This is a genomic window from Streptomyces sp. NPDC087428 (assembly GCF_044744085.1).
Lineage (GTDB): Bacteria > Actinomycetota > Actinomycetes > Streptomycetales > Streptomycetaceae > Streptomyces.
Map to the genome: position 1 here is coordinate 1 of NZ_JBIUXR010000022.1, position 18,774 is coordinate 18,774.

The 18,774-nt window shown below is 74.0% G+C and carries 2 protein-coding genes; both read right to left on the reverse strand.

Annotated elements, in window-relative coordinates; all coding sequences use genetic code 11:
* The coding region (locus tag ACIO3R_RS35480; protein ID WP_402111127.1) for a type I polyketide synthase at nt 1-2,321 on the reverse strand (2,321 nt) is incomplete at its 3' end.
* A gap of 7 nt (nt 2,322-2,328) precedes the next feature.
* Complete coding sequence (locus ACIO3R_RS35485; RefSeq protein WP_402111129.1) at nt 2,329-18,666, reverse strand: SDR family NAD(P)-dependent oxidoreductase; 16,338 nt, start codon at nt 18,664-18,666, stop codon at nt 2,329-2,331.
* Between the last annotated feature and the right edge of the window lie 108 nt (nt 18,667-18,774).

An 18,774-nucleotide genomic window follows, 5' to 3' on the forward strand; every position in this document is an offset into this window, starting at 1 on the left:
TCCCCGGACACACCCGACACCACAGGGATCGACGCGGCGCCGAACGACAGCCCGGCCACCACCGCCCCGAACTCCGCCAACATCGGCTCCATCAACGGCGAATGGAACGCATGAGACACCCGCAGCACACTCGTCCTACGGCCCTGACCGGCGAACTTCCCCGCCAGATCAGCAACCGCACCCTCCACACCCGACACCACCACAGAACGCGGACCATTGACCGCCGCGATCCCCACCTCACCACTCAACAGCGGAAGCACCTCGGCCTCCGTCGCCTCCACCGCCACCATCGACCCACCAGCGGGAAGCGCCTGCATCAACCGACCACGCGCAACAACGAGTTCAGCCGCGTCACCCAGCGACAACGCACCGGAGACGTGCGCGGCCGCAATCTCACCGACCGAATGACCCACCAGGAAGTCCGGACGCACACCCCACGACTCCACCAGGCGGAACAACGCCGTCTCCACCGCGAACAACCCGGCCTGGGCGAACATCGTCCCGTTCAACAGGCCAACGTCCTCACCCCACACCACCTCACGCAACGAACGCCCCAGCCGAGCATCCAGCTCCACCAGCACCGCATCAAAGACCTCCGCGAACACCGGGAACGCCTCATACAACTCCCGGCCCATCCCCAGCCGCTGCGCACCCTGACCCGTGAACAGGAACGCCGTAGCACCCGCCGGCCGCACCGACCCGCTCACGACCGAAGCCGACACCTCGCCCTCAACAAGAGCCGTCAGACCCCGTACCAGCTCCTCACGGTCCGACGCCGCCACCACCGCACGATGCTCCAGCACCGCACGCGACACCACCGACGAAAAACCCACATCCACCAGCGATGAAGCAGACCCCGCGACCTTGGACAGCAGCTTCGCCGCCTGTCCCGACAGCCCCGCCTCACTCCGCGCCGACAACACCACCGGCACCACCGGCACCTCGACCGAGGAAACCACCGCATGAGCCTCCACCACCGGAGCCTGCTCGACGATCACGTGTGCGTTCGTCCCACTCAGACCGAACGACGACACACCCACCCGACGCGGACGGTCCCGCTCCGGCCACACCCGCGACTCCGTCAACAACTCCACCGCGCCGGCGTCCCAGTCCACGTGCGGTGAACGCGTCTGCGAGTGGAGGGACTTCGGCAACACGCCGTGCCGGATCGCCTGTACCGCCTTGATCACACCGCCCACACCGGCGGCTGCCTGGGTGTGGCCCAGGTTCGACTTCAACGAGCCCAGCCAGAGCGGATCGCCCTCCGGGCGCCCCTTCCCGTACGTCGCGAGGAGCGCCTGCGCCTCGATCGGGTCGCCCAGCCGGGTGCCCGTGCCGTGCGCCTCCACCAGGTCCACGTCCGTGGTCGTGAGGCCGGCGTTCTCCAGTGCCGCGCGGATCACCCGTTGCTGGGAGGGGCCGTTGGGGGTGGTCATCCCGCTCGACGCGCCATCCTGGTTGATGGCGCTGCCCCGGATCACCGCGAGTACGGGGTGCCCGTTGCGCTGGGCATCGGAGAGGCGCTCGACCATGAGGACGCCGACGCCCTCCGAGCAGCCCGTGCCGTCCGCGTCGGCGGCGAAGGACTTGCAGCGGCCGTCCTTCGCCATGCCCCGCTGGTGACTGAAGTAGAGGAACATGTCGGGCGTCGTCATCACCGTCACGCCGCCGACCAGCGCCATCGAGCAGTCGCCCCGGCGCAGTGCCTGTCCTGCCCAGTGGAGGGCGACGAGCGAGGACGAGCACGCGGTGTCGATGGTGACGGCGGGGCCTTCGAGGCCGAGAGTGAAGGCGATACGGCCGGTGACGAGGCTGCCGTCGCTCGTGCCGGGGCCGTAGTCGTGGTACATGACTCCGGCGAAGACGCCGGTCCGGCTGCCCTTCAGGGAGAGGGGATCGATCCCCGCACTCTCCACCGCCTCCCAGGACGCCTCCAGCAGCAACCGCTGCTGCGGATCCATCCCCAACGCCTCACGCGGAGAGATCCCGAACACCCCGGCATCGAAATCAGCCGCGTCATACAGGAAACCCCCCTCACGCGTCACCGTACGATTCGGCTTCCCCGGCTCCGGATCGTAAAGCCCCTCCACATCCCACCCACGATCCACCGGAAACCCCGACACACCGTCCCGGCCCTCCACCACCAAATCCCACAAATCGTCCGGAGAACCCACCCCACCCGGATAACGGCACGCCATCCCGACAATCGCGATCGGCTCGGAGGCGTCGTCGGTGAGGCGGTCGTTGGCCGAGCGGAGGCGTTCGTTCTCGACCATGGTCGCGCGGAGGGCGGCCACCAGCTGCTCTACAGATGTTTCCATGATGTCCTCAGCCCTCGCTCGGGTTCCGGGTCGGGTCGGCGGACGCGAGCGCGGCGCGCACCAGGTCGTCGACGTCCATGGTCCTGATCGCTTCGCCGGCCTGTGCGGGTGCCGGTGCGGGTGTCGTGGGTCGGGGGGCGAGCTTCAGCAGCGCGTCCAGCAGGCCGGCCTGCCGGAGCGCGTCGACCGGGATGTCCGCGAGGGTCTGCCGGATGGCGGCGTCTGCCTCCGCGGTGCCCGGTCCGCCCGGTGCGGGTGCGGTTGCGGGCGTGGTTCCGGCGGACGCGTCCGGCGCGTTCTCCTCGATGCCCGGGGGGAGTTCGTCGAGGAGGAAGTCGGCCAGCACCATCGGGCTGGGGTAGTCGAACATGAGTGTGGCCGGGAGTCGGAGGCCGGTGGCCTTCTGGAGCCGGTTGCGGAGATCGATCGCGGCGAGCGAGTCGAGGCCGAGCTCGGTGAAGCCCTTGGAGACGTCGATGGTGGCCGGGACGCTGTGGCTGACTCCGGCGACCTGCTCGCGCACGACGTCCAGCACGGTGCGCTTGCGTTCGGCCGTCTTCATGCCCGACAGCCGCTGCTCCAGGGTCTGTTCGGTGGCGGGGGCGGCGGCCGCCGCGGTGACGGCGGGGGCGCGAACCTCCTTGCGGGCGGCGGGCCGTTCCGGCGCGCCGAGCACGTCCTTCAGCAGGTACGGCGGTTCGGCCGTGGCGTGCTGGTCGCGCTCCACCCGGATCGGTACGAGCACCGGCCGGTCGAGTTCCAGGGCCTCGTCGAGCAGGGCGAGGCCCTCGGCGGTCGGCAGGGCGGGCATGCCCATGGTGCGCATGCGCCGCAGGTCGGCGTGGGTGACTCCGCCTCCGAGGCCGGTCTTGGTCTCCCAGAGGCCGAACGCCAGTGCCGTGGCCGGCAGTCCGGCGGCGCGGCGGTGGGCGGAGAGGGCGTCCAGGAAGCGGTTGGCGGCGGCGTAGTTGCCCTGGCCGACGCCGACGACCAGTCCGGCGCAGGAGGAGAAGAGGATGAACGCCTTCAGGTCGAGTCCGCGTGTCGCCTCGTGCAGGTTCCAGGCCGCGTCCACCTTGGGGCGCATCACCGTGTCGACCTGTGCGGGGGTGAGGGCGGCGAGCAGTGCGTTGTCCATGACGGCGGCCGCGTGGACCACAGCCGTCAGCGGGTGTGCGGCCGGGATCGCGGTCAGCAGTGCGTCGACGGCCGTACGGTCGGACGCGTCGCAGGCCGCGAGGGTGACGGTGGCGCCGAGTCCGGTCAGTGCGTCGCGGAGCGCGGTGGCGCCGGGTGCGTCCTGGCCGCGCCGTCCGGCGAGCAGGAGGTGGCGTACGCCGTGCTGTTCGACCAGGTGGCGGGCGACGACGGCGCCGAGGCCGCTGGTTCCTCCGGTGATCAGTACGGTCCCCTCGGCGTCCCAGGGCAGGGGCGTGGTGGGTGCTGCCGCTGCCATCCGGGCCAGTCGGGGCACCCGTACCTCCGCGCCGCGCAGGATCGCCTCGGGTTCGCCGGACGCGGCCACGGCGGGCAGCGACTCGCGGGCCGTGTCCGTGCCGTCGGAGTCGACGAGGACGAACCGGCCGGGGTACTCCTCCTGGGCGGAGCGCAGCAGGCCCCATACCGGTGCCTGGACGAGGTCCACGGCGGCGGCGTCGCTCTCCTCCACGGGGAGGGCGTTGCGGGTGACCACCATGAGGCGGGAGTGCGCGTACCGCTCGTCCGCGAGCCAGGACTGCAACGCGGCGAGCAGGTGTCCGGTCACGGAGCGGACGGCCGTCGGGATGTCTTCGTGGTCCGGGGCCGGTGGTACGGGCAGGACGACGACGTCGGGTACCGGGGCGCCGCCGGTGAGGGCGGCGCCGAGGGCGGCGAGGTCCGGGTAGCCGGTGCCGGGTCCGGCAGGAGAGGTGGCCTCTGGGCCGGTGCCGAGCACCGCCCAGCGGTCCGTGGCCGCGGTGACGGCGGCGCCGAGCGGCAGTTGCTGGGTGACCAGGTGGAACACGGCCTCGTGCTCACCGCCGCCCGCGGCGGCCGCCGCGTTGACCTTGGCGGCGGTGACGGGGCGGACCACGAGGGAGTCGATGGTGGCGACCGGGGTGCCCGCGGGGTCGGTGAGTTCGAGGCGTACCGCGTCCGAGCCCTGTGACCGGTGGGATGCGACGGCGGTGATGCGGACCCGCAGCCGGGAGGAGCCGGCGGCGTGCAGGGTGACACCGGACCAGGCGAACGGCAGCTGGGTGCCGCCGACGTCCTGGGGGCGTCGGCCGTCCATGAAGTCGGTCGCGCTGAGTGCCGCGTCGAGGATGGACGGGTGGAGGCGGAAGTCCTTCCCGACGTCGAGGGAGTCCTCCGGCAGGGACACCTCCGCGAAGGTCTCCGCGCCCCTGGACCAGATGCCGCGCAGGCCCCGGAACATGGGGCCGTAACCGTAGCCCTGGCCGGTGAGGTAGTCGTACACACCGGAGATGTCGACCTCGGTCGCACCCGTGGGCGGCCAGTCGGCCGGGGCGGGGGCGAACGCGTCGGCGGGCGGTGCCTGTCCGGTTCCGGGGGCGAGCACACCGCTGGCGTGCTTGCTCCAGGGTGCGCCGGCCGGGGCGTCGTCGGCGCGGGAGTAGACGCCGAGTGAGCAGCGCCCGCCGGCGTCGGGTGCGTCCACGACGACCTGGACGGCGAGTCCGCCGTGGGGCGGGAGCGGCATGAGGGCCTCGATGGTGAGTTCCTCCACCACCTCGCAGCCGACTTCCTCTCCGGCCCGGATGGCGAGTTCGATGTAGCCGGTGCCGGGCAGCAGCACGGTCCCGAGGACGTCGTGGTCGGCGAGCCAGGGGTGGGTGCGGACGGAGAGGCGCCCGGTGAGCACGACGCCGCCGGCCTCCGGGGAGGCGACCACGGCGCTGAGCAGGGGGTGCGCGGCGGCGGTCTGGCCGAGGCCGGTCACGTCGCCGCCGACGGGGGCGGGTGCGTCGAGCCAGTACGTGGTCCGGTCGAAGGCGTACGTGGGCAGCTCGACGGTGCGGCCGCCGCGGCCTTCGAGGACGTCGGCCCAGCGGACGGCGGGTCCGGTGACGTGCAGTCGGGCGAGGGCGGTGAGCAGGGTGGCGACCTCGGGCCGGCCCTTGCGCAGGACGGGCACGGTGAGGGTGTCGGGGGTGTGGTGTGCGGTGGCCTCGGTGAGTGCGGTGAGCACCGCGTCGGGGCCGAGTTCCACGAAGCGGGTGACGCCCTGGCCGGAGAGGTGGGCGACGCCGTCGGCGAACCGGACGGCGTCGCGCACGTGGCGGACCCAGTACGCGGGCGAGGTCAGCTGCTCGGCGGTCGCCTCGGTTCCGGTCACGTGGGACACGACGCGCATCTGGGGAGCGGTGTACGTGAGTGTCTCGGCGACCTGTCGGAACGCGTCGAGCATGGGCTCCATGAGGGGCGAGTGGAAGGCGTGCGACACGCTCAGCCGCTTGGTGCGGCGCCCCGACGCGGCGAAGTGCTCCGCGACGGCGAGCGTCGCTTCCCGCGCCCCGGAGATCACCACGGCCGACGGGCCGTTCACGGCGGCCAGTCCCACCTCGTCGCCGAGCAGTACAAGCACCTCGTCCTCCGACGCGGCCACCGCCACCATCACCCCGCCGGCCGGCAGGGCCTGCATCAACCGGCCGCGTGCGACGACGAGTTCGGCCGCGTCCGGCAGGGACAGCACGCCTGCGACGTGCGCGGCCGTGATCTCACCGATCGAGTGCCCGGCCACCACGTCGGCCCGCGCGCCCCAGGACTCCACCAGGCGGAACAGGGCGGTCTCGACGGCGAACAGCCCGGCCTGGGCGAACATCGTCCCGTTGAGCAGGTCGGCGTCCTCGCCCCACATCACCTCGCGCAGCGAACGCCCCAGCCGGGCGTCCAGCTCCCCCACCACCGTGTCGAGGGCCTCGGCGAACACCGGGAAGGCGCCGTACAGTTCGCGGCCCATCCCCAGTCGCTGCGCCCCCTGGCCCGTGAACAGGAAGGCCGTCAGGCCCTCCGTCGTGGAACCGGCCGGCGTGACCACGTCCGCGTTCTCCCGGCCCGCCGCCAGATCGGACAGCGCACGCAGCGCCGCGGCGCGGTCCGCGGACATCACGACCGCACGGTGGTCCAGCACGCCACGCGTCGTGGCCAGCGAATGACCGACGTCCACCAGCAGTTCGTCGGGGTGTGCCTCCATATGGGCGAGGAGTCGCCCGGCCTGTGCGGTGAGCGCGGTGGCGCTCCGCGCGGACAGCGGAAGCGGTACGACGGGCAGCGGTACGGCGGACGGCGGAAGCAGTTCGGCGGGAAGCGACACGAGGGGCTGCGGTTCGGCGGGGGCGGCGCTGTCCCGGGGCGCTTCCTCGATGATGACGTGGGCGTTGGTGCCGCTGAGTCCGAAGGAGGAGACCCCGGCCCGCCGGGGCCGGTCCCCCGCCGCCCAGGTGACCGGCTCGGTCAGCAGGCGTACGCCGCCGGCCTCCCAGTCCACCTGCGGTGACGGCTCGTCGACGTGCAGGGTCCGGGGCAGCAGGCCGTTGCGCAGGGCCATCACCATCTTGATGACTCCGCTGACGCCGGCGGCGGCCTGGGCGTGCCCGATGTTGGACTTGACCGAGCCGAGCCACAGCGGGCGCTCGGCGGGGCGGTCCTGGCCGTACGTGGCGAGGAGGGCCTGTGCCTCGATCGGGTCGCCCAGCCGGGTGCCGGTGCCGTGCCCTTCCACCGCGTCCACCTCGGCGGGGTCGAGTCCGGCGGCCGCGAGGGCCTTGCGGATGACGCGCTGCTGGGAGGGGCCGTTGGGGGCGGTCAGGCCGTTGGAGGCGCCGTCCTGGTTGATGGCGCTGCCCCGGACGACCGCGAGGACGGGGTGTCCGTTGCGGCGGGCGTCGGAGAGGCGCTCGACCAGGAGGAGGCCGACGCCCTCGGCCCAGCTCGTGCCGTCGGCGGCACCCGCGAACGCCTTGGAGCGTCCGTCGGAGGCGAGACCGCGCTGCCGGCTGAAGTCGACGAAGATCTCCGGGGTCGGCATGACGGTGACACCGCCCGCCAGGGCGAGGTCGATCTCGCCGGTGCGCAGTGCCTGGCAGGCCATGTGGAGGCTGACCAGGGAGGAGGAGCAGGCCGTGTCGACGGTGACGGCGGGGCCTTCGAGGCCCAGCGCGTAGGCGACGCGGCCGGAGGCGATGCTGCCCGCGCTGCCGTTGCCGAGGTAGCCGGCCAGGTCGTCGGGGACGTCGGTGACCCGGCTGCCGTACTCGTGGTACATCACACCGGCGTACACACCGGTCTGGCTGCCGCGCAGCGTCTCCGGGTCGATTCCGGCGCGCTCGAAGGTCTCCCACGCGGACTGGAGCAGCAGGCGCTGCTGCGGGTCCATCGCGAGGGCCTCGCGCGGCATGATGCCGAAGAACCCGGGGTCGAACTCGGCCGCGTCGTAGAGGAATCCGCCCTCGCGGACGTAGGTGCGGCCGGGGAGTCCGGGCTCGGGGTCGTAGAGGGCGTCGGCGTCCCAGCCGCGGTCGGCGGGGAAGTCGCCGATGGCGTCGACGCCGTCCGCGACGAGGTCCCACAGGTCCTCGGGCGAGCGGACGCCTCCCGGGAAGCGGCAGCTGATGGCCACCACCGCGATCGGGTCGTCGTCGACGGCCGCGAGGGGGGCCGCGGTGGGCGCGGCGGTGGTCGTGCCGGTGAGCAGGGTGTCGAGATGTCCGGCCACGGCACGGGAGTTGGGGTAGTCGAAGACCAGTGTCGCGGGCAGCCGCAGTCCGGTGGAGCCGACCAGCAGGTTGCGCAGTTCCACGGCGGCGAGGGAGTCGAATCCCTGGTCGCGGAAGGCGGTGTCGGGTCCGACCGCCTCGGGGGTCGGCTGGCCGAGGACGGCGGCGACCTGGGTGCGGACGGTGTCGAGCAGGACGCGGGCCCGCTCGTCGGGGGTCGTACCGGACAGCCGGCGTTCCAGTGCGGAGCCGGTGGCGGCCGCCCGGACGGTGCGGCGCGCGGGGGTACGGACCCGGCCGCGGAGCAGTGCGGGCAGTTCGTCACCGCGGGCGGCGAGCGCCACCGGGTCGATGGTGAGGGGGACGACGACGGTGTCCCCGGCGACGACGGCGGCGTCGAGGAGTGCGAGGCCCCGGTCGGCGGGGAGGGCGGGCAGGCCGAGGCGCCGCATCCGGTCCAGGTCGGCTTCCGTGAGGTCGCCGCCGAGGCCGGTGCTGACCTCCCACATGCCGAACGCGATCGAGGTCGCGGGCAGTCCGGCCGCCGCGCGGTGGGTGGCGAGCGCGTCGAGGAAGACGTTGGCCGCCGCGTAGTCGGCCTGGCCCGCGGCGAGGACGAGGCCGCCCGCGGAGGAGAACATGACGAACGCGGTGAGGTCGGTGTCCCTGGTCAGTTCGTGCAGGTTCCAGGCGCCGTCGGCCTTGGGGCGAAGGACGGCGTCGAACCGCTCGTGCGTGAGGCTGCCGACCAGTCCGCCGTCGGCGACCGCCGCCGCGTGCACGACGGCGCGCAGCGGCCGTTCGGCGTCGATCCCGGCGAGCAGTGCGGCCAGTGCGTCGCGGTCGGCCACATCGCAGGCGGCGATCACGACGTGGGCGCCGAGGCCGGTGAGTTCGGCGGCGAGTGCCCGCGCACCGGGTGCGTCCGTGCCGCGCCGGCCGGCCAGCAGGAGGTGGCGCACGCCGTGTTCGGTGACGAGGTGACGGGCGACGAGTGCGCCGAGGCCGCTGGTCCCCCCGGTGATCAGCACCGTGCCCGCGGTGTCCCACGGGGCGGGCCGGGCGGGCTCGGGTGCGGTGGCCCGGCCGAGCCGAGGCACCCACAACTCGTGCTCGCGCAGGGCGGATTCGGGTTCGGCGGACGTGACGGCGGCGGAGAGCTCGGCGTCGGTCGGCCGGGACGCGCCGTCCACGTCGAGCAGGTGGAACCTGCCCGGGTTCTCGGCCTGTGCGGCACGCACCAGACCCCATACGGGGGCCTGCGCCGGGTCCACGTCCTCGCCGGGCCGTACGGGCACGGCGCGCCGGGTGACCACGACGAGGGGGCGGTCGGCGGCCTCGGGGTCCGTGAGCCGCTCGCGTATCGCGTCGAGCACGTGGTGGGTGAGGTCGCGCACGGCGTCGGGGACGTGCCGGCCCTCGGGGGACGCCGGGCAGTGCAGAACGGTGTACGCGGGGGCGGCGTCGGCCGCCGCGGTGACCGGTTCCGTCCGCTGCCAGCCGATCCGGTGGAGGGAGGCGGACGGTGCGCCGGAGGCCGCCGCGATCTGCTCCGGCGAGACCGGCCGGGAGACGAGCGACTCCACGGTGGCGACCGGTGCGCCGCTCTCGTCGGCGACCATGATGGCGGAGACCTCGTCGCCGCGGAGCCGCTGGATGTGGACGCGCAGCGCGGGGGTTCCGGCGGCGTGCAGGGTGACGCCGTTCCACGAGAAGGGCAGCAGGGTGGCCGCGTCGGCGGCCGGGTCCGTCAGCAGATCGGCGTGCATGGCCGCGTCGAGAAGTGCGGGGTGCAGTCCGAAGGCGGCCGCTTCCGCGCGGGCGGGACCGTCGAGGGCGACCTCGGCGAACACGTCGTCGCCGCGCCGCCAGGCCGCGCGCAGCCCCTGGAAGGCGGGGCCGTAGGCGTATCCGCGCTCGCGCAGCCGCTCGTAGGCGGACTCGACGTCGACGGGGGTGGCGCCGGCCGGCGGCCACTGGACCAGGTCGAAGGCGGGGGCGGGTGCTTCGCGGGTCAGGGTGCCGTGGGCGTGCCTGGTCCACGGGGCGTCGGGCTCGGTGGAGCCGCGTGAGTGGATGCTGACCGAGCAGGCGCCGGATGCGTCCGGTGCGCCGACGACGACGCGCAGGGCGACGCCTCCCCTGGCGGGCAGGGTCAGGGGTGCTTCGAGGAGGAGTTCCTCGATCCGGCCGCAGCCGACGTGGTCGCCCGCCCGGACCGCGAGTTCGACGAATCCGGTGCCCGGCAGCAGCACGCTGCCCAGCACGCCGTGGTCCGCGAGCCAGGGCTGGGTGGCGGTGGCGAGCCGTCCGGTGAGGACGACCCCGCCGTCGTCGGGCGTCGCCACGGCGGCGCTCAGCAGGGGGTGGGTGACCGCTTCGAGGCCGACCGCGTCCAGGTCGCCGGGGGCGGTGGCCAGGTCGAGCCAGTAGCGCTCGTGCTGGAAGGCGTAGGTGGGCAGGTCCGGGCCCTGTCCGATGCCGCGGAGGCCGAAGAGGGTGTCCCAGTCGACGGTGACGCCGCGGGTGTGGGCACGGCCGACGGCGGCCAGGAGTTCGCGGGCCTCGGGCCGGTTGCGGCGGAGCGACGGGACGAACGCCGCCCCGTCCGGGTCCTGGACGCAGTTCTGGCCCATGCCGCTGAGTACGGCGTCGGGGCCGATCTCGAGGTACGAGGTGACGCCGCGGTCCTCCAGGAACCGGACGGCGTCCGCGAACCGCACCGCTTCCCGCACATGCCGTACCCAGTACTCCGCCGAACCCCAGTCCTCGGCCAGATCTCCGGACACGCCCGACACGACGGGGATCGACGCGGCGCCGAACGACAGTCCGGCCACCACCGCCCCGAACTCCGCCAGCATCGGCTCCATCAACGGCGAGTGGAAGGCGTGAGAGACGCGCAGCACACTCGTCCGGCGCCCCTGGTCCTCGAACGTGGCGACCAGCGCGCGAACCGCGTCCTCCGTACCCGAAACGACCACGGAGGCGGGCCCGTTGACGGCTGCGATCCCCACCTCGGCGTTCAGCAGCCCAAGCACCTCGGCCTCCGTCGCCTCCACCGCCACCATCGACCCACCGGCGGGAAGCGCCTGCATCAACCGGCCACGCGCCACGACGAGTTCAGCCGCGTCACCCAGCGACAACGCACCGGAGACGTGTGCGGCCGCGATCTCACCGACCGAGTGGCCGACCAGGAAGTCCGGACGTATGCCCCAGGACCCCGCCAGGCGGAAGAGTGCGGTCTCGACGGCGAACAGGCCGGCCTGGGCGAACATCGTCCCGTTCAACAGGCCAACGTCCTCACCCCACACCACCTCACGCAACGAACGCCCCAGCCGGGCATCCAGCTCCACCAGCACCGCGTCGAACGCCTCCGAGAACACCGGGAACGCCTCATACAGCTCCCGGCCCATCCCCAGCCGCTGCGCACCCTGACCCGTGAACAGGAACGCGACCTTGCCCTCGCTGACCGTGTCCCGTACCGGTCCCGCGCCGGAGGCCAACGCCTCCAGTGCGGCGGTGAGTTCCGTGCGGTCGGCGCCGAGGGCGACGGCTCTGTGGTCCAGGGCGGCGCGGGTCGTCGCGAGGGCGTGGCCCGTCGCGGCGAGTGCGTCGTCGGGGACGGTCGCGAGGTGGCTGAGCAGGCGCGTCGCCTGGGCGCTCAGCGCCTCCGGGGTCCTCGCCGAGACCGGCCAGGCGACCGGGGCGGACGTGGAGCCGGACGGTTCGGGCGCGTCCTGCGGAGCGGTGGCGGGCGGCTCCTCGATGATCACGTGGGCGTTGGTGCCACTGATACCGAACGACGACACCCCGGCGCGGCGCGGGCGGCCGTGGGCGGGCCAGGCGGTGGGGCCGGTCAGCAGGGCGACGGCGCCGGAGTCCCAGTCCACCTGCGGTGAGGGCTCGTCCGCGTGCAGGGTCGCGGGCAGGGTGCCGTGGCGCATCGCCTGCACCATCTTGATGATGCCCGCCACCCCGGCAGCCGCCTGGGTGTGGCCCATGTTGGACTTGATGGAGCCGAGCAGCAGCGGGCTGCCGTCCGCGGGGCGTTCCTGGCCGTAGGTCTCCAGCAGCGCCTGGGCCTCGATCGGGTCGCCCAGGACGGTGCCGGTGCCGTGGCCCTCGACGGCGTCGACGTCGGCGGGGGTGAGGCCGGCGACGTCCAACGCGCGTCGGATGACCCGCTGTTGGGCCGGTCCGTTGGGTGCGGTGAGGCCGTTGGAGGCGCCGTCGGAGTTGACGGCGGAGCCCCGGACGATGCCGAGCACACGGTGGCCGTTGCGTTCGGCGTCGGAGAGCCGCTCCAGCAGGAGCATGCCGACGCCCTCGCCCCAGCCGGTGCCGTCCGCACCGCTGCCGAACGACTTGCACCGGCCGTCGGCGGCCAGGCCGCGCTGCCGGCTCATGTCGACGAAGGTGTCGGGGGTGGACATGACGGTGACGCCGCCCGCGAGGGCGAGGGCGCAGTCGCCCCGGCGCAGGGCCTGGGCCGCCCAGTGCAGGGCGACCAGGGAGGAGGAGCAGGCGGTGTCGACGGTGACGGCGGGGCCTTCGATGCCGAGGGTGTAGGCGACCCGGCCGGACACCACACTGGCGAGGCTGCCGTTGCCGTGGTAGCCGGCCACGTGCTCGGGAAGCGGGCCGAGGCGCAGCCCCCAGTCGTGGTACATCACACCGGCGAAGACACCGGTGTCGCTGCCGCGCAGGGCGTGCGGGTCGATGCCGGCGCGCTCCACGGTCTCCCAGGCGATCTCCAGCAGGAGTCGCTGCTGGGGGTCCATGGCCTGGGCCTCGCGGGGGCTGATCCCGAAGAACGCGGCGTCGAAGTCGGCCGCCTCGTGGAGGAATCCGCCCTGGTCGGTGAGGCTCTTGCCCGGTGTGCCGGGCTCGGTGTCGTGGATGTCGGTGGCCCAGCCGCGGTCGGTGGGGAACGCCGAGACGACGTCGCGTCCTTCCTCGACGAGCTGCCACAGCTCCTCGGGCGAGGTCACGCCGCCGGGGTAGCGGCAGGCCATGGAGACGATGGCGATGGGGTCGTCGTCGGAGGCGGAGGCGGAGGTGGCCGGGGCGTGCCGGCCGGTCCGCTGCTCCGCGTCGCCGCCGAGCCGGGAGGCCAGGTGGTCGGCGAGGGCGGCGGGCGAGGGGTAGTCGAAGACGAGGGTGGCCGTGAGGGGCAGTCCGGTGGCGGAGCCGAGCCGGTTGCGGAGTTCGACGGCCGCGAGGGAGTCGAAGCCCATCTCGTTGAACGCCCGTGTGGTGACGACGCGTTCGGGTCCGTCGTGGCCGAGGACGGCGGCCACCTGGGCGCGGACCAGGTCGAGGAGGGCCTCGCCGCGCTCCGAGCGGGTCAGGCCGCTCAGGCTGCGCGCGAGGGACTGCTCGACGCTGATCCCGCCGCCGCCCACGGCACGGCGCGGCGGACGGACCAGGGCCCGCAGGAGGGCGGGGGCCTCGTCGGCGCGGGCGTTGAGCGTGCGCAGGTTCAGCCGTACGGGTACGACGGCCGGGTGCGCCTCCGTGCTGATCGCGCGGTCCAGGAGGGCGAGGTTCTCCGCGACGGACAGGGGCTGGAGGCCGAGGCGTTCGATGCGCCGCAGGGCGGCCTCGTCGAGGGTGCCGCCCATGCCGCCGGTGCCGGTCCACAGCCCCCACGCCAGCGAGGTCGCGGGGAGGCCGAGGGCGGCGCGGTGGGTGGCCAGGGCGTCGAGGAAGACGTTGGCGGCGGCGTAGTTGCCCTGCCCCGCACCGTCCAGGAGGGTGGCGGTGGAGGAGAACAGCACGAACGCGGAGAGGTCGCTGTCGCGGGTGAGTTCGTGGAGGTTCCAGGCGCCGTCGGCCTTGGGCCGCAGGACGGTGTCCAGGCGGGTGTCGTCGAGGGAGTCGACCAGTGCGTCGTCGAGCACCCCGGCCGCGTGCACGACCGCGCTCAGCGGCAGCCGGTCCGGTACGGCGGCCAGGGCGTCGGCCAGCGCGTCGCGGTCGGCGGCGTCGCAGGCGGTGATCGTGACCTCGGCACCGAGGGCGGTCAGCTCGGAGCGCAGCTCCTCGGCGCCGGGGGCGGCCGCGCCCCGGCGGCCGGTGAGCAGCAGTCCGCGTACGCCGTGTGCGGTGACCAGGTGGCGGGCGAGCGTGGCGCCGACGCCGCCGGTCCCGCCGGTGATCAGGACGGTGCCTTCGGTGCGCCAGGGGGCGGTGTCGGGGTTCGGTGCCTGGGTGGTGCGGGTCAGCCGGGGGACGTGCAGCCGGCCGTCGCGCAGGGCGATCTCGGGTTCGTCGGTGTCCGCGGTGAGGCGGAGCAGTTCGTCGGTGCCGAGTGAGCCGTCGCTGTCGAGCAGGAGGAAGCGGCCGGGGTGTTCTGCCTGGGCCGAGCGCACCAGGCCCCAGACGGGTGCCTGGGCGAGTGCGGCCTGTTCGCCGGGGGTGGCGGCGACCGCGCCCCGGGTGAGCACGGTCAGCCGTGCGGTGGCCGAGTGTTCGTCGGCGAGCCAGTCCCGCACGGCGGTGAGCGTGGTGCCGAGGACGGTGCGGACGTCGGCGGCGACGTCGGGCCCGGTCGGGGCGGGGCAGTGGTGGACGGGGCCGGGGGCCGGGGCCGACGCGGTGGGGGCGGGGTCGGGCAGGGGGGTCCACCGGACGTGGTGGAGCGCGTCGGGGTGCGCCGTGGCGGCCAGTCCGCCGGCCGTGAGGGGGCGGACGAGGAAGGAGTCGACGGAGGCGACCGGGGCCCCGGTGGCGTCGGCCAGTTCGAGGGCGACCTCGTCGGTGCCGGTGGCGGTGACGCGTACCCGCAGGGTGGTCGCGCCGGACGCGTGGAGGGTGACGCCGGTCCAGGCGAAGGGCAGCAGGATGCGGCCGTCCTGGCTGTCGGTGCCGTCCTGCGTGGCGAAGTCGGTGGCGTGCAGGACGGCGTCGAGCAGTGCGGGGTGGAGTCCGTAGGCGGAGGCCGGGTCGCCGGCTGTCTCCGGCAGCCGTACCTCGGCGAACACCTCGCCCCCGGCGGCCTTCCAGACGGCTCGCAGGCCGTGGAAGGCGGGGCCGTATCCGTAGCCCTGCGTGGCCAGGTCTCCGTAGAGGCCGGTGATGTCGAGGGGCTCGGCGCCGGGTGGCGGCCAGGTGCCGGAGGCGAAGTCCGCGGTCCCCGGTCCGGCCGGGCCGCGGGGGGCCAGGCGGCCGGTGGCGTGCCGGGTCCACGGGGCGTCGGCGGGGGCGTCCTCGTCGCGTGAGTAGAACGCGACGGGGCGGCGGCCGGTGGCGTCCGGGGCGTCGACGACGATCTGGAGGGCGACGCCGCCGGTGCCGGGCAGGATCAGCGGGGCCGCCATGACCAGTTCGTCGAGGCGTTCGCAGCCGGTCTGCTCGCCGGCCCGGACCGCGAGGTCGACGAACGCGGTGCCGGGCAGCAGGACATGGCCGTCGATCACGTGGTCGGCGAGCCAGGGGTGCGAGCGCAGCGAGACCCGTCCGGTGAGGACGGCGCCCCCGGTGTCCGCGAGGCCGACCACCGCGCCCAGCAGGGGGTGGCCGGCGGCCATCTGGCCGAGCGCCGTCGCGTCCTGGGCGGCGTCGGGGGCGCTGAGCCAGAACCGTTCGCGCTGGAAGGCGTACGTGGGCAGCTCGACGCGGTGGGCGCCGGCGCCGGCGAAGAAGGCGTGCCAGTCGACGGGGGTGCCACGGGTGTGGGCGACGGCCAGGGCGCTCAGCAGCTGGTACGGCTCGTCGTGCCCGCGCCGCAGGAGCGGGGCGAACACCGCGGCCGGGTCGGCGCTCTCGCGGCCCATGGCGCAGAGCACCGGGTCGGGTCCGAGTTCGAGGAAGGTGGCGACGCCCCGGTCCGTGAGGGAGGCGACGGTGTCGTGGAAGCGTACGGGGGCGCAGATGTGCCGTACCCAGTACTCGGGGTCGGTGAGTTCCGCGGCGGTGGCGAGCCGGCCGGTGAGGGCGGAGACGACGGGGAGCTTCGGTGCGGCGTAGCTGAGGATCCGGGCGATCTGCCGGAAGTCGTCGAGCATGGGTGCCATCAGCGGTGAGTGGAACGCATGGCTGACCCGGAGCCGCTTGGTGCGGTGGCCGGCGGCCTCCAGCCGGGCGGCGACGTCGGTGACCGTCGCCTCGTCCCCGGACAGGACGACGGAGCGGGGGCCGTTGACGGCGGCGATGCTCACCGTGTCGCGGCAGTGCGCGAGGAGCGGCTCCACCGTCTCCTCTGCGGCCTCCACGGCGATCATGGCGCCGCCCTCGGGCAGTGCCTGCATCAGCCGGCCGCGCGCCGCGACGAGGGTGGCGGCGTCGTCGAGGGTGAGCACACCGGCGACGTGGGCGGCGGTCAGCTCGCCGATGGAGTGCCCGGCCACGTAGTCGGGACGGACGCCCCAGGACTCCAGGAGCCTGAACAGGGCGACCTCGACGGCGAAGAGGGCCGCCTGCGCGTACTCGGTGCGGTCCAGGAGGGCCGCTTCCGGGGTGTCCTCGTCGGCGAACAGGACGTCCCACAGGGAGCGGTCGAGCTGGAGGTCGAGGTAGCCGATGGCGTTGTCCAGGGCCTTGGCGTAGGCCGGGTGGGCGTCGTAGAGCAGGCGTCCCATGGCGAGGCGCTGGCTGCCCTGGCCGGTGAAGAGGAACGCGGTGCCGCCGCCGGTGACGGAGGTGTGGACGCCGGGGGCGCTCCGGCCGTCGGCCAGGGCGCGCAGCCCGTCGAGGAGGCCCGCGCGGTCACCGGCGAGCACCACGGCCCGGTGGGACAGCGCGGCACGGGTCGTCGCCAGGGAGTGGGCGAGGTCGAGGGGGCGGGCGTCGGGGGTGTTCTCGACGTGTGCCAGCAGGCGTCGGGCCTGGTCGCGCAGGGCGGCCCCGGTGCGGGCGGAGAGCGTCGCGGGCAGGGGGCGTCCGTCGTCGGTGGCGGTGCCGTCGCCCTCGGCGGCGGCGCTCCGCGCGGTCCCGGCCGGCGGCTCCTCGATGACGATGTGGGCGTTGGTGCCGCTGACGCCGAAGGAGGAGACGGCGGCCCTGCGGGGGCGGTCGCCGGGCGCCCACGGCACGGGTTCCGTCAGCAGCCGGACCTCCCCCGCCGACCAGTCGACGTTGGGCGAGGGGGCGTCCACGTGCAGGGTCGCGGGCAGCACACCATGACGCATCGCCATGATCATCTTGATCAGGCCGGCCGAGCCCGCGGCCGCCTGGGTGTGTCCGATGTTGGACTTCACCGAGCCGAGCCAGGCCGGCCCCGCGGTGCGTTCCTGCCCGTAGGTGGCGATCAGTGCCTGGGCCTCGATGGGGTCGCCGAGGGTGGTGCCGGTGCCGTGCGCCTCGACGGCGTCGACGTCACCCGCGGTGAGTCCGGCGTCCGCGAGTGCCTGGCGGATCACCTGGCGCTGGGCGCGGCCGCTGGGCGCGGTCAGGCCGTTGGACGCGCCGTCCTGGTTGATGGCCGTACCGCGCAGGACGGCGAGGACCGGGTGGTTGTTGGCGCGTGCGTCGGAGAGGCGTTCCAGGACGAACACACCGGCGCCCTCGGCGAACGCCGTGCCGTCCGCGGCGGCGGCGAACGCCTTGACCGTGCCGTCGGCGGCGAGTCCGCGCTGCCGGCTGAACGCGGTGAACACACCGGGGCTGCCCATGACGGCGACGCCGCCCGCCAGCGCGAGGGTGCACTCGCCGCGCCGCAGCGACTGGACGGCGAGGTGGAGGCCGACCAGCGAGCCCGAGCAGGCGGTGTCGACGGTCAGCGCGGGTCCTTCCAGGCCGAGCGTGTAGGCGACCCGGCCGGAGACCACGCTGGGGGCGTTGCCGCTGAGCAGGTATCCGTCCAGGCCGTCCGGCGCCTCGTGCAGGCGCATCGCGTACTCCTGCGGCTCGGCGGCGACGAAGACGCCGGTCCGGCTGGAGCGCAGGGTCCGCGCGTCGATCCCGGCCCGCTCCACGGCCTCCCACACGGTCTCCAGCACGAGGCGCTGCTGCGGGTCCATCGCGAGGGCTTCACGGGGGCTGACGGAGAAGAAGTCCGCGTCGAACTCAGCGGCGCCGGACAGGAATCCGCCGTGCCGGGCGTAGGTGGTGCCGGGGGTCGTGGGGTCGTCGTCGAAGAGCCGGTCGAGGTCCCAGCCGCGGTCGGTGGGGAAGTCGTCGCGGATGTGGGTGCCGTCGGCGACGAGCTGCCACAGGTCCTCGGGGGACGACACGTCACCGGGGTAGCGGCAGCCGATGCCGACGACGGCGATCGGGTCGTCGGTGGCGATGCCGGGTGCGACGACCGGGTCGGGCAGGTCGGGCAGGCCCAGGGCCTCGGTGCGCAGATGTGCGGCGAGCGCGGCCGGTGAGGGGTGGTCGAAGGCGACGGTAGGGGGCAGTGCGAGACCGGTGGCCGCGGCGAGCCGGGCGTGCAGCGCCACCAGCGCCACGGAGTCGAGCCCCAGCTCGCGGAAGGCGCGGACCGGGTCCACGGTCTGCGCGGCGTCCGGCCGGGTCTGCCGCAGTACGGCCTCGGTGCTCTCCCGCACCAGGTCGAGCAGCACCCGGGTCTGCTCCGAGGTGGGGAGGGATTCCAGCTCACGCACGAGTGCGGACTGCTGCACCGTGCCCCCGTCCGGCACACCGTCGGTGCCAGAGACGAAGTTTTCCGACTCAGTCATCTGCACTCCACACAATTGTCGCCCGTCGCCGGACGGAATTCACCAGGGAACCGCACCACTTGCGGGTCACGCTATGGAAGGCGAAAGGCCGCACGCAGCCCCTAGAGC